General features: G+C 58.3%; 11 protein-coding genes. 1 reads left to right on the top strand and 10 read right to left on the bottom strand.

The features are described from left to right. Positions 1-19 precede the first annotated feature (19 nt). Positions 20-2,755, bottom strand: coding sequence for a preprotein translocase subunit SecA (gene secA / locus AC1MEA_RS11590; RefSeq protein WP_480917871.1), 2,736 nt, complete (start codon positions 2,753-2,755; stop codon positions 20-22). 306 nt (positions 2,756-3,061) lie between these two features. Here secA and AC1MEA_RS11585 point away from each other — a divergent pair, with 306 nt between their 5' ends. Then, complete coding sequence (locus tag AC1MEA_RS11585; RefSeq protein WP_219062245.1) at positions 3,062-3,517, top strand: DUF721 domain-containing protein; 456 nt, start codon at positions 3,062-3,064, stop codon at positions 3,515-3,517. 216 nt (positions 3,518-3,733) lie between these two features. On the opposite strand, the gene lpxC is transcribed toward AC1MEA_RS11585, so the two are convergent. The 9 genes from lpxC to murD form a co-directional block, all read right to left on the bottom strand. Continuing rightward, entirely contained in the window at positions 3,734-4,645 is a 912-nt protein-coding gene (gene lpxC, locus AC1MEA_RS11580; RefSeq protein ID WP_219062250.1) for a UDP-3-O-acyl-N-acetylglucosamine deacetylase, read from the bottom strand. Between the two features lie 112 nt (positions 4,646-4,757). Then, entirely contained in the window at positions 4,758-5,948 is a 1,191-nt protein-coding gene (gene ftsZ, locus AC1MEA_RS11575) for a cell division protein FtsZ (protein ID WP_219062251.1), read from the bottom strand. A 66-nt stretch (positions 5,949-6,014) separates the two neighbouring features. Further along, positions 6,015-7,268 (bottom strand): cell division protein FtsA, encoded by a 1,254-nt coding sequence (gene ftsA / locus AC1MEA_RS11570; protein ID WP_219062252.1) that lies wholly within the window; start codon positions 7,266-7,268, stop codon positions 6,015-6,017. Between the two features lie 14 nt (positions 7,269-7,282). Then, complete coding sequence (locus AC1MEA_RS11565; protein WP_219062253.1) at positions 7,283-8,149, bottom strand: cell division protein FtsQ/DivIB; 867 nt, start codon at positions 8,147-8,149, stop codon at positions 7,283-7,285. 4 nt (positions 8,150-8,153) lie between these two features. Beyond that, entirely contained in the window at positions 8,154-9,113 is a 960-nt protein-coding gene (locus AC1MEA_RS11560; RefSeq protein WP_480917869.1) for a D-alanine--D-alanine ligase, read from the bottom strand. Further along, the gene (gene murC, locus AC1MEA_RS11555) at positions 9,110-10,570 is read right to left on the bottom strand and encodes a UDP-N-acetylmuramate--L-alanine ligase (RefSeq protein WP_219062255.1); all 1,461 of its coding nucleotides are present in this window, start codon (positions 10,568-10,570) and stop codon (positions 9,110-9,112) included. The genes AC1MEA_RS11560 and murC overlap by 4 nt, the downstream gene beginning before the upstream one ends. Next, positions 10,563-11,633, bottom strand: a complete 1,071-nt coding sequence (gene murG / locus AC1MEA_RS11550) for an undecaprenyldiphospho-muramoylpentapeptide beta-N-acetylglucosaminyltransferase (RefSeq protein WP_480917868.1) — start codon at positions 11,631-11,633, stop codon at positions 10,563-10,565. Before murG ends, murC begins: the two co-directional genes overlap by 8 nt. After that, on the bottom strand, positions 11,623-12,834 hold the full coding sequence (gene ftsW, locus AC1MEA_RS11545; protein ID WP_219062358.1) for a putative lipid II flippase FtsW: 1,212 nt from the start codon (positions 12,832-12,834) through the stop codon (positions 11,623-11,625). Before ftsW ends, murG begins: the two co-directional genes overlap by 11 nt. Next, on the bottom strand, positions 12,834-14,180 hold the full coding sequence (murD, locus tag AC1MEA_RS11540; RefSeq protein ID WP_480917866.1) for a UDP-N-acetylmuramoyl-L-alanine--D-glutamate ligase: 1,347 nt from the start codon (positions 14,178-14,180) through the stop codon (positions 12,834-12,836). The genes ftsW and murD overlap by 1 nt, the downstream gene beginning before the upstream one ends. Between the last annotated feature and the right edge of the window lie 2 nt (positions 14,181-14,182).

Here is a 14,182-nt window from a genome sequence, read left to right as displayed (position 1 = left end):
TAACAACGCCAGGCTGAACTTAGTTGATCTGGCCGTGGCAGTGCTTGAACTTTTTGCCCGAACCACACCAGCACACTTCGTTGCGACCCAGTTTCTGATCATTGCGAACCGGTGCAGCTGCGACGGCAACATCGCCCTCCTCCAACAGCGCTTCGGGCTGATCCAGACCTGGAGCCTCGGCGTGTTCGAACTGCATACGTTGAGCCAGCTCCTCGGCGTCGCGACGCAGACGAGCTTCTTCTTCGGCCGGGTCTTCGCGGCGGACCTGAACGTGAGACAGCACACGGATAGTGTCGCGCTTGATCGAGTCGAGCAGTTCCTGGAACAGCGCGAAGGACTCGCGTTTGTATTCCTGTTTCGGGTTCTTCTGTGCATAGCCACGCAGGTGGATACCGTGACGCAGGTGGTCCATGGTCGACAGGTGGTCTTTCCACAGGTCGTCGAGGACACGCAGCAGAATCTGCTTCTCGAACGTGCGCAGCGCTTCGGCACTGGCTTGCTCTTCTTTATCGTTGTACGCGGCCAGGAGCTCTTGCAGGAGCTTCTCGCGCAGGGTTTCTTCGTACAGATGATCGTCTTCGTCGAGCCACTGCTGGATCGGTAGCTGAACACCGAAATCGCTGTTCAGCGCCGCTTCCAGGCCCACGACATCCCACTGCTCTGGCAGCGACTGTGGCGGAATGTGCTGGCTGACAAGGCTGTTAAGCACGTCCAGACGGAAGTCAGCGATGGTGTCACCAATGTTGGTCGCAGCCAGCAGGCTGTTACGCATGTGGTAAATCACTTTACGCTGTTCGTTGGAGACGTCATCGAACTCGAGCAGTTGCTTGCGAATGTCGAAGTTACGGCCTTCGACTTTACGCTGCGCCTTTTCGATCGCATTGGTCACCATGCGGTGCTCGATCGCTTCGCCGGACTGCATGCCCAGCGCTTTCATGAAGTTTTTCACCCGATCAGAGGCGAAAATGCGCATCAAGCTGTCTTCCAGCGACAGGTAGAAACGGCTGGAACCTGTATCGCCCTGACGACCGGCACGACCGCGCAGTTGGTTATCGATACGGCGCGATTCATGACGCTCGGAAGCAATCACATGCAGGCCACCCGCTTCGATCACTTGCTGATGGCGTTTCTGCCAGTCGGCTTTGATCTGAGCGATCTGCTCAGGGGTCGGCTCTTCCAGGGCCGCGACTTCCACTTCCCAGTTGCCGCCCAACAGAATGTCGGTGCCACGACCGGCCATGTTGGTGGCGATGGTCAGCGCACCCGGACGACCGGCCTGGGCGATGATTTCGGCTTCTTTTTCGTGGTACTTGGCGTTCAGAACCTTGTGATCGATGCCTTCCTTGATCAACAGGCTGGACATGTGCTCGGAGGTTTCGATGGTTGCCGTACCCACCAGTACCGGACGCCCCTGGGCCAGGCACTCTTTGATATCGGTGACAATGGCGGCGTATTTTTCTTCGGCTGTCAGGTAGACCAGGTCGTTGAAGTCTTTACGCGCCAGTGGCTTGTTCGGCGGAATAACCGTTACCGACAAGCTGTAGATCTGATGGAACTCGAACGCCTCGGTGTCCGCTGTACCGGTCATGCCGGACAGCTTGTTGTACAGGCGGAAGTAGTTCTGGAAGGTGGTCGATGCCAGGGTCTGGCTCTCGGCCTGAATGTTCAGAACCTCCTTCGCTTCGATGGCCTGATGCAGGCCTTCGGACAGACGACGACCCGGCATGGTACGACCGGTGTGTTCGTCGACCAGCAGGATCTGACCGTCCTGGACGATGTACTCGACGTTGCGATGGAACAGTTTGTGCGCACGCAGACCGGCGTAAACGTGGGTCAAGAGGCCCAGGTTGTGCGCCGAGTACAGGCTTTCGCCCACCGCCAGCAGGCCGACTTCAGTCAGCATCTCTTCGATGAACTGGTGACCGGCTTCGTTCAGTTCGACCTGACGGGTTTTCTCGTCAACGGTGAAATGCCCGGCCTTGGTAACAACACCCTCCACTTCCTCGATGTGCTGCTCGAGTCGCGGGATCAGTTTATTGATTTCGGTGTACAGCTTGGAGCTGTCTTCAGCCTGACCGGAAATGATCAGCGGCGTACGCGCTTCGTCGATCAGGATCGAGTCGACTTCGTCGATTACAGCGAAGTTAAGCTCGCGCTGGAATTTTTCTTCCATGCTGAAAGCCATGTTGTCGCGCAGGTAATCGAAACCGAATTCGTTGTTGGTACCGTAGGTGATATCCGCCGCATAAGCAGCGCGTTTCTCTTCCGGCGGCTGGAAAGGCGTGACAACGCCGACGGTCAGACCGAGGAATTCGTACAGCGGACGCATCCAGTTGGCGTCACGACGAGCCAGATAGTCGTTCACGGTAATAACGTGCACGCCCTTACCGGACAGCGCGTTCAGGTAAACCGCCAGTGTTGCCACCAGGGTCTTGCCTTCACCGGTACGCATTTCAGCGATCATGCCTTCGTGCAGGGCCGTGCCGCCAATCAACTGGACGTCGAAGTGGCGCATACCCATGACACGCTTGCCGGCTTCGCGGGCAACCGCAAAAGCTTCAGGCAGCAGTTGATCGAGGGTCTCACCTTTGGCTAAACGGGCCTTGAACTCTTCGGTCTTGGCACGCAATTGCTCGTCCGAAAGGGCCACCATTTGCTCTTCGAAGGCATTGACGGTGACGACCGTCTTGAGCATGCGTTTGACTTCACGCTCGTTCTTGCTTCCAAAAAGTTTCTTTAACAAAGGCGCAAACATATCGACAGGATCTTCCACACATAGGGATGGAGGGCGGCCCCGTGAGTCGCCCGTGCAGCCCTCATGGCCGCATGCGAACGAGCATTCTACCCGGAAACGGTGGTGAGGAAAGTGGCGTTATTCCACGATACCGGCACAACGCTCTAATGGGGCAGCTTTACAATTGGGTCGTTTTTTCCGACTTCAACCCATTGAGGGAAGAAGTGGCGCACTTTATGTGTCCATAAAAGCACGAAAAACCCATCTAACAAGGCCGTACGGGCGCTTTCTGCTACCATGGCCGCTCTGTAACTCAAGGTGTCCCACATGGCATTTCGTCCCCTTTCGGCAAGGGCGCCGGCCGTCTTGCTCCGCGAGGCGAAGCCGCTTAAAGCCATATTCCACCACGCGCAGCGCCTGGCCCATTTACAGCGCCTGCTCGAAACCCAGCTGCAACCGGCTGCTCGTGAACACTGCCACGTCGCGTCCTGGCGTGAAGGCAGCCTGTTGCTGATCGTGACCGACGGTCATTGGGCCACGCGCCTGCGCTATCAACAGAAACGCCTGCAACGACAGCTGGTCGCTTTTGAAGAATTCGCCAGCCTGACGCGCATTCTGTTCAAAGTACAACCGCCTACCGTCCAGCAGGGCGCAACAGGACACACCATCCACCTGTCGGCCTGCGCCGCAGAAAGCATCCAGGCCACGGCAGAGGGTATTACCGACCCTAATCTGCGTGCCGCGCTGGAGCGGTTGGCGAGTCATGGCAAGCCCAAGGGTTGAGGTTTTCTGTTCCGCACAATGATAAGTAAGGTTAAAGCGCGGCACACCGGCCAACGGGCGCGAGGCGCCGTTTATGTAACGTCCGGACCTGGGCGCTCGCGCGCAGCAAGTCAGCACTGGGCTTGGCCCATTACTTTTTGGGCAACCATCAAAATCCCATAAAAAAAGGCCACCCGAAGGCAGCCTTAAAAAATAAAAGGAAAGAGAGAGTACTAATTACACGGCCGCAACAGGACGCATGTAAGAGATCGGAGCGGTGCTGGCGTCTTCGAAGGTCACGATTTCCCAAGCATCTTTCTGCGCAATCAATGCGCGAAGAAGGACGTTGTTCAGTGCGTGCCCAGACTTGAAGCCTCGGAACTCGCCTATCAGGCTATTGCCCAGCAGGTAAAGGTCGCCGATTGCATCCAGGATTTTGTGTTTGACGAATTCGTCCTCGTACCGCAGACCGTCTTCGTTAAGCACGCCGTCCTTGTCGACCACGATGGCATTTTCTACGCTACCGCCAAGTGCGAGGTTGTGCTTGCGCAGGTACTCGATATCACTCATGAACCCAAAGGTACGGGCGCGGCTGACTTCTTTAACAAAAGAAGTGCTGGAAAAATCCACGGTTGCACTTTGGGTACGGTTACGGAAAACAGGGTGGTCGAAGTCGATCTCGAAACTCACCTTGAACCCTTCGAAAGGCAGGAAAGTGGCGGTTTTGCCGTCCTCTTCCACGGTGACTTCTTTCAGGATACGAATGAATTTCTTGGCTGCGTCCTGTTCTTCCAGGCCGGCAGATTGAATCAGGAATACGAAGGGTCCCGCGCTGCCGTCCATGATTGGAACTTCGGAGGCAGAGAGTTCGACGTAGGCGTTATCGATGCCAAGGCCAGCCATGGCCGAAAGCAAGTGCTCTACCGTGTCCACCTTGGTGTCCCCGCTGACCAAAGTGGTCGACAGGGTGGTGTCACCGACGTTTTCCGCACGGGCAGGGATCTGCACCACAGGGTCGAGGTCGGCACGACAAAACACGATGCCGGTATTCACAGGTGCGGGCTTGAGGGTCAGGTAAACCTTTTCCCCCGAGTGCAGGCCTACACCTGTGGCACGGATAATATTTTTCAGGGTGCGTTGTTTAATCATGGCATTGGCCGCTTCAGCGCAAGTTGCGAACTGGTATCAACAAAGGCTGGCGATAATAGCAGACCCGGCCTTTGCTGAACACCAATCACCCTAATACCCCTGATACATTTCATCAATCGGCCTGGCGACGCAGGAAAGCCGGGATATCCAGATAATCCAGGTCATCGTGCGGATTCATCTTCGCAGCAGCGGCAGCACCGGCGTGAGCCTGGTTGCGCATCACAGTCGGACGGTCCAGATCGCGGTAATTCACCGACGGCAGCTCCTGACGTGCAGAAGGTTGCACCGCTGCATGTTGTTGCGAGGTCTGCAGGGTGTTGTCGATCACCTTCACAGGTTTCTCGATTTTCGCGCCCAGGCCAGTGGCAACCACAGTCACGTGCAACTCGTCGCGCATGTCCGGATCGATAACCGTACCGACCTTGACCATCGCGTGCTCGGAGGCGAACGCTTCAATGATGCTACCCACGTCCGAATACTCACCCAGAGACAGGTCAGGACCGGCAGTGATGTTGACCAGGATGCCGCGAGCACCTTGCAGGTTGACGTCTTCGAGCAGCGGGTTGCGGATGGCTGCTTCAGTCGCTTCACGTGCACGGTTCGGACCGCTGGCGCAGCCAGTGCCCATCATCGCCATCCCCATTTCGCTCATCACGGTGCGTACGTCAGCGAAGTCGACGTTGATCATGCCCGGACGTTTGATGATGTCGGAGATACCGCGAACGGCACCGGCCAGTACATCGTCAGCCTTGGCGAAAGCCGACAGCAGGCTGGCGTCCTTACCGAGGATGGTCAGCAGCTTCTCGTTAGGAATGGTGATCAACGAGTCAACGCTTTCCGACAGCAGACGGATGCCTTCATCGGCGATCTGCATGCGCTTGCGGCCTTCGAACGGGAACGGACGAGTCACCACTGCAACGGTGAGGATCCCCATTTCCTTGGCCACTTCGGCAATGATCGGTGCAGCACCGGTACCGGTACCGCCGCCCATGCCAGTGGTAATGAACACCATGTTGGTGCCCTGTAGCACTTCAGCAATGCGCTCACGGTCTTCCAGTGCAGCCTGACGACCTACTTCAGGGTTGGCACCAGCACCCAAACCCTTGGTCACACCAGTGCCCAATTGCAGGATGGTCCGTGCGCCGATGCTTTTCAGCGCTTGCGCGTCAGTGTTGGCGCAGATGAATTCCACACCTTCGATGTTGCTCTTAACCATATGGTTAACAGCATTACCACCACCACCACCGACACCGATAACTTTGATTACCGGGCTTTGCGGGACGTTGTCTACGAGTTCGAACATTTTCCCTCTCCTTTCATTTTCTCTAGTTTTTTCGCCTACTGCCTACCACTACTACTGCTTTGAAACTTAGAAATTGCCTTGCACCCAGCGCTTGAGGCGCTCGAATACCGGTGTTTTAGGTTCATCGCTATAGCTGCTGCTACTGATGCCGGACAATGAAATACCGTCGGATTGCTTTTGCAGTCCGTACAGCAACAGCCCCACACCAGTGGAATAGATTGGGTTGCGGACGACGTCCGAGAGCCCTTTGACACTGTGCGGCACGCCGAGGCGTACCGGCATATGGAAGATTTCCTCGGCCAGTTCGACCGCGCCTTCCATTTTTGAGGTACCACCGGTCAGCACGATGCCGGCCGGGATCAAATCCTCATACCCACTGCGGCGCAGTTCGGCCTGAATCAATGTGAACAACTCGTCGTAACGCGGCTCGACCACTTCAGCCAGCGCCTGACGGGACAGCTCACGTGGTGGACGGTCGCCGACGCTTGGTACTTTGATCGTTTCACCGGCGCCAGCCAGTTTGGCCAGGGCACAGGCGTAGCGAATCTTGATCTCTTCGGCGTATTGGGTCGGTGTGCGCAACGCCATCGCGATGTCGTTGGTGACCTGGTCGCCCGCAATCGGGATGACCGCGGTATGACGAATCGCGCCTTCGGTGAAGATGGCGATGTCAGTGGTGCCGCCGCCGATATCAACCAGGCAAACGCCCAGTTCTTTCTCGTCATCCGTCAGCACCGAATACGCGGAGGCCAACTGCTCGAGAATGATGTCGTCGATTTCCAGCCCGCAACGACGCACGCATTTTTCGATGTTCTGTGCGGCATTGACGGCGCAAGTCACCACATGAACCTTGGCTTCCAGACGTACGCCCGACATCCCCAAAGGCTCACGTACGCCTTCCTGGTTGTCGATCACGTAGTCCTGCGGCAGGGTGTGAAGCACCCGCTGATCCGCTGGAATCGCCACGGCCTGGGCGGCATCGAGTACACGCTCCAGATCCGCCATGCTGACTTCACGATCACGGATCGCCACGATGCCGTGGGAGTTCAGGCTGCGAATGTGGTTGCCCGCTACACCGACGAAAGCCGAGTGGATACGGCAACCGGCCATCAGCTGAGCTTCTTCAACGGCGCGCTGGATCGATTGCACGGTGGACTCGATGTTCACCACCACGCCCTTCTTCAGGCCGCGGGAAGGATGCGTGCCGATACCGACGATTTCCAGGGTGCCATCCGCCCCGACTTCGCCCACCAGCGCCACCACTTTGGAGGTGCCGATATCCAAGCCGACGATCATTTTCCCGCTTTGCACGTTTGCCATGGTCCTGCCTCTTATCAATTCTTCGCGACGGCGGGTTTGTCCGTCGTAGGCGCAACCTGCTCACGCCATCCCACGGCAAGGCCGTTGGAGTAACGCAGGTCGATGCGCGCAATATTCGTGATCTGTTCTTTAAGCGTTTTTTCATAAATGGCAATAAATCGGCGCATTTTTTCCACCAGGTGGTCGCGTCCCAGTAACAGCTCGATACCCGGGCCCGCACTGCCTGCACCAGTGGTCAAAAACCAACTGCCACGTTCACGTAATTCCAGACGTACGATGGAAAAACCCAACGGCCGTAACATCTGACTCAACACCTGATACTGCTGCATCACCTGCTGCTGGGCTCGCTGAGGGCCGAACAGTTGAGGCAGATGCTCGTAATTGGCCAGCTCGCGCGGGGTAAACGCCTGACCCTGGTTGTTCAGCAGCGCCTCTTCACCCCAGCGCGCCACCGGCAATTGTTCTTCCAGACGAATGACCACCTGATCGGGCCAGACACGCCTGACTTCGGCGTGGGCGATCCATGGCATTTGTTCCAGTTCGGTGCGCATCCCTGTGAGGTCGATGGTGAAGAAGCTCGCCGCCACATACGGGGCAATCCGCTGCTGCACCGCTTGCTGGCTGATGTAGCTCAGATCACCCTGCACATTGATCCGGGTAATTGGCCGGTCGGCATACGGCAACAGCCGCTGTGCGGCTTCGTAAGTGCCGAAGCCCAGAACGACCAACATCACAGGCCAGAACAGACGCTTGAAGAATCCGAAGTTTGCTTTAGGCAGGCGCATCGACAGCGGCTCTTTGGCCACCATCCGACTGGCACCACGCGGCACCGGCTTGCGGCCGGGAACGGGTTGCTGATGACGTAGCATCGCGCCTTGCATGGGATTAACCTCGCGCCTCGACACTGTCAGCCAGAATCGCTAACACCAACTGTTGAAAGTCCAGACCCGCCGCTCGTGCCGCCATAGGGACCAGACTGTGGTCGGTCATGCCTGGGACGGTGTTCACTTCCAACAACCAGAACTTGCCGTCAGCATCCTGCATAACGTCCGCACGCGCCCAACCTGCAATGCCAACGGCCTCGCAAGCACGCGCAGTAAGATCTTTAAGCTCTTGTTCTTTTGCACTGTCGAGCCCGCAAGGAATCCGATACTGAGTATCGGAAGCCAGGTACTTGGCGTCGTAGTCGTAGAAACTGTGGGGAGTGCCCAGACCGATGGGCGGTAATATCTGGTCACGCAGAGTCGCGATAGTGAACTCCGGACCCTGGATCCATTGCTCGACCAATACTTGTGAATCGTAGGTGCTGGCAGCTTTCCACGCGGCGATCAATTCATCGACGCTGGTCACCTTGGCCATACCAATACTCGAACCTTCATGGGCGGGTTTGACGATTAAAGGGAAGCCCAGTTCCGTTGCCGCAGAAATACAATCAGCTTCAGTGCTCAATGCGGCATGCCGAGGTGTCGACAAGCCCAGACTTTGCCAGATCTGCTTGGTCCGCAACTTGTCCATGGCCAGCGCAGAAGCCAGCACACCGCTGCCGGTGTAGGGGATGTCCAGACATTCCAGCAAGCCTTGCATGCTGCCGTCTTCGCCGCCACGACCGTGCAAGACGATAAAAGCACGGTCAATTTTTTCGCTGACCAGGCGCTGCAGGAAGTCGTCACCGACGTCGATGCCGAACGCGTCGACACCTGCGCCTTGCAGGGCCTCGAGCACTGCCTGGCCGGATTTCAGCGACACTTCACGCTCAGCGCTTTTACCGCCGAACAGCACGGCGACACGGCCGAAAGCCTTGGGTTCGAGCGTGGACAACAAGGCGGATTGCAGGGTCGAAGTCATTTCAGTTTCCCCTCGGTCGGGGCCACGACAGCACCTGCAAACAGCGGGCTTCGAAGCAGTTGCGGCGCGAAGCCACCAATGTCACCGGCGCCCTGGCACAGCAAAATATCGCCAGCACGCAACAGTGGTTTGACCAGCGGTGCCAACTCGACGCCACGCTCGATGTAGATCGGGTCCAGCTGACCCCGTTGACGGATGCTGTGGCACAGGTTGCGGCTGTCGGCACCAGGAATCGGTTCTTCCCCGGCTGGATAGACTTCCATCAGCAACAACACGTTGGCTTCGGCCAGTACTTGCACGAAGTCATCGTAAAGGTCGCGGGTGCGGCTGAAGCGATGAGGCTGGTAAACCATGACCAGACGACGATCAGGCCAGCCGCCACGAACAGCATTGATTACCGCAGCCACTTCACGCGGGTGATGGCCATAGTCGTCGACCAGCATCACATTGCCGCCTTCCACCGGCAGCTCGCCATAGATCTGGAAGCGTCGACCGACGCCCTGGAAGCCCGACAGCCCCTGAACGATGGCCTCGTCGCTGACACCTTCATCGGTAGAGATAGCGATGGTCGCCAACGAGTTGAGAACGTTGTGGTTGCCCGGCATATTTACCGAGACATCCAGCGGCGCGCGGTCACGACGCAGCACGGTGAAGTAAGTCAGCATGCCTGCCTGACGCACGTTGATGGCCCGTACGTCGGCTTCTTCGCTGAAGCCGTAAGTCAGCGTCGGACGCTTGATCAGCGGCAGAATTTCACGCACCACCGGGTCATCGATGCACACCACGGCCAGCCCATAGAACGGCAGGTTGTGCAGGAACTCGACGAAGGTTTTCTTCAGTTTATTGAAGTCGCCCTCGTAGGTCGCCATGTGGTCGGCGTCGATGTTAGTGACCACGGCCACCAACGGCTGCAAGTGCAGGAAGCTGGCGTCGCTTTCATCCGCTTCAGCGATAAGGTAACGACTGGTGCCTAACTGAGCGTTGGTTCCGGCAGCATTCAGGCGACCACCGATAACGAACGTCGGGTCCAGGCCACCGGCCGCGAACACCGAAGCGATCAAACTGGTGGTGGTGGTTTTGCCATGCGTGCCAGCGACTGCGATGCCGTGGCGATAGCGCATCAGTTCGGCCAGCATTTCGGCACGCGGGACCACAGGAATGCGACGCTCCAGAGCAGTAGCGACTTCCGGGTTGGCGGTATTGACTGCACTGGAGACCACCAGTACGTCAGCCGTCGCGATGTTCTCGGCGCGATGGCCGATAAACACTTTAGCGCCGAACGATTCAAGACGTTCAGTCACCGGTGAAGACTTCAAGTCGGAGCCGGACACTTCGTAGCCCAGGTTAAGCAGCACCTCGGCAATACCGCACATGCCCACACCGCCGATACCGACGAAGTGGATGCGACGGATGCGGCGCATTTCCGGCTGGGGCATCGCCCTCTTGTTCTCAACCATGAGCCACCTCCAGACAGATATCGACCACAGTGCGCGTTGCATCAGGTTTGGCCAGGTCGCGAGCCGTGCGGGCCATGCTGTTCAATTGTTCGGGTTGCATCAAAACCTCTTTCAGGCGTGCGGCCATTTCGGCTGCGCCAGTTGTCGCTTGTGGCATGACGAAGGCTGCACCTTCGCGGGCCAGATAGTCGGCATTACGGGACTGGTGGTCGTCGATCGCGTGGGGCAACGGCACCAACAACGACGGCAGACCAGCCGCCGCCAGTTCACTGACGGTCAGCGCGCCTGCGCGACAAACCACCAGGTCGGCCCAGCCATAGGCTTGGGCCATGTCTTTGATGAAGGGCGCCACTTGCGCCTCGACATCGGCAGTGCGATAGCGCTCTGCGGTGATCTGGTCATGATTCTTGCCGGCCTGATGAAACACTTCAGGTCGCAACTCCAGCGGCACCAGTGCCAATGCGGCGGGCAGCAGTTTGTTCAGTGGCTCAGCGCCCAGGCTTCCGCCAAGAATCAGCAAACGGGCTTTACGTCCGGCCAACGCCTGACGCGGCGTTTCGAGAAACAGCTCGGTGCGTACCGGATTGCCGGTGGTACGGCGTTTTGCCGAAGCCGAAAATGTGTTCGGGAAGGCTTCGCACACGCGAGTGGCAAACGGCGCCAGGCTGCGATTGGCTGTACCGGCGACAGCGTTCTGTTCATGAATGATCAGCGGTACACCCGCCAATTTCGCTGCCAGGCCGCCAGGGCCGGTGACGAAACCACCCATTCCCAGTACGCACACTGGCTGCAATTGACGAACAATCTTGCGCGCTTGCAACAAAGCCTTAAGCACCACAAACGGCGCCTTCAACAGCGTAAGCACGCCCTTGCCCCGCAGGCCGGTCACGTTGATCAAGTGCAGCGGCAAGCCCGCTTGCGGGACCAGTTCGTTTTCGATACCGCGCGGTGTGCCGAGCCAGTGCACGCTGTAGCCGCGTGCCTGAAACTCGCGTGCGCAGGCCAGCGCCGGGAAGACGTGCCCGCCCGTGCCGCCCGCCATGATCAGCACGTTAGCGCCCATGGGTCGGCTCCTCGGTGAAGTCGCTTTCATTGAATTCCGTTTCTTCGCTGCCGGTATTGGTCCGCGCTTCCCACTCGATGCGCAGCAGCAAGCCCAGGCTTGCGCAGCAGATCACCAACGAACTGCCGCCATAACTGAGGAAGGGCAAGGTCAGGCCTTTGGTCGGCAACAGTCCGACGTTTACGCCGATGTTGATCAGGAACTGACCAATCCACAGGAACGCCAGACCGTAAGCCACATAGGCTGCGAAATATTGCTTGGCCCTCTCGGCCCACATGCCGATGTACATGGCCCGGATACTGACGAATACGAACAAGCCCACAGTGATCAGCGAGCCGACCACGCCCAATTCTTCCGCGAGCACGGCAAACACGAAGTCGGTGTGCGCTTCAGGTAAATAGAACTGCTTCTGAACGCTATTACCCAGACCGACGCCGAACCATTCGCCACGGCCAAAGGCAATCAGGGCCTGGGTCAACTGATAACCGGAACCAAACTGATCGGACCAGGGGTCGGTGAAGGTGATCAGACGCGCCATACGATAGGGCTGCGCTTGAACCAGCACGAACACCGCGCCCACCGCCAACACCACCATCAGGGTGAAGCGGAACAGTCCTACGCCACCGAGGAACAGCATCGCTGCCGCAGCCCCCATCATTACGACGGTGGCACCGAAGTCCGGTTCCATCAGCAGCAAACCTGCCATCGGCAGCAAAACGATGAATGGCTTGAAGAAGCCCATCCAGCTTTCGCGAACTTCCTGCTGGCGCCGTACCAGGTAACCGGCAAGAAAGATCACCACGAACACCTTGGCGATTTCCGAAGGCTGGACGTTGAACATCCCGAAACCGATCCAGCGCATCGAACCGTTAACCTCACGGCCCAGCCCCGGCACCAATACCATCACCAGCAAACCGAAGGCGCCAATCAACATCAGCCAGCCCAGGCGCTGCCAGGTCGAAACAGGAATCATCATGGTCACGCCACAGGCGCCCAAACCGATGACCAGATACACCAGGTGACGCATCATCATGTACAGCGGGTTGCCGGACTGCACGGCGGCCACTTCTGACGAGGCAGAAGTGATCATCACCAGCCCCAGGCCCAGCAGCGCAAGGCAACCGGCCAACATCGGGAAGTCGACATCAATGCCGCGACCGCTGATCAGCGGCGATGGATAAGGCTTGATCACACCCAGAATCATGACAAGGCCTCCACGGCGTGAGCGAACAAACGCCCACGCTCTTCAAAGTTCTTGAACATGTCCAGGCTGGCGCAGGCGGGAGACAGCAGTACCGCATCCCCGTCCTGAGCCCATTCGGCAGCACGTTGCACAGCTTCTTCCAGGGTTTTGACGCGGACTAAAGGCACCGCATCGCCGAAGGTCTTGGCCAGCAATTCAGCATCGCGGCCCAACAACACGACCACGCGGCAATAGGCGACGACAGGGGCACGCAAGGCGCTGAAATCAGCACCCTTGCCATCTCCGCCTGCGATCAACACCAGCTTGCCCGTGATATCCACGCCCAGGCCTTCGATGGCAGCCAGCGCGGCGCCAACGTTGGTGGCTTTGGAGTCGTCGTAATAGCTGACACCTGCACGCTCACGCAGCCATTGGCAGCGATGCGCGAGGCCGGTGAAGGTGCGCAAGGCGCTGAGCATGGCGTCAAACGGCAAGCCCACTGCATGCCCGAGCGCCAACGCAGCCAAGGCATTGGATTGATTGTGTGCGCCGCGAATTTTCAGCTCGCGGACCGGCATCAGGGTGTCGAACTGGAAGGCGAGGTATTTTTCGCCGTTCTCTTCGCGCAGACCGAAACCGTGGAAATCTGGTGTGTTCAGACCGAAGGTCCAGCACGGCAAGCCTTCACCGATCAGCGGCCGCGACAGTGCGTCCTGCCGATTGACCACCACTTGCCGGGCACCACGGAAAATCCGGTGCTTGGCCAAGTGATACGCCGGCAGGCCGCTGTAACGGTCCATGTGATCTTCGCTGACGTTCAACACAGTCGCCACTTCAGCGCCGAGTTGGTCAGTGGTTTCAAGCTGGAAGCTGGAGAGCTCAAGCACGTACAACTCGACCGAGTCATCGAGCAGGTCCAGCGCCGGGGTGCCGAGGTTGCCGCCGACTGCAACACGTTTACCCGCTGCGGCCGCCATTTCACCCACCAGCGTGGTGACCGTGCTTTTCGCATTCGAACCGCTGATTGCAACGATGGGCGCCTTCGCGTTACGCGCGAACAACTCGATATCACCCGACAATTTCACGCCACGGGCCGCCGCTTGCTGCAATGCAGGGGTCGCCAATGCCAGGCCGGGGCTGACGTACAGCTCGTCGGCACGGCAGAGAAACTCCACATCCAGCTCGCCGCAACGTACTTCCACCTGCGGGTAGTCCTGACGCAACGTCGCCAACTCAGGCGGATTGTCCCGCGTATCAGCCACAGCAAACGACACGCCCTGCTTCGCCAGGAAGCGAACCAGGGACATGCCGCTCTTGCCGAGACCGACAACGATGCGGAAGTGGTCAGAAACGATCAGAGACACTC

The organism is Pseudomonas sp. ASL8, assembly GCF_056680355.1.
The sequence above is the reverse complement of the archived record's forward strand: the minus strand, read 5'-3'. Positions and strand labels throughout refer to the sequence as shown.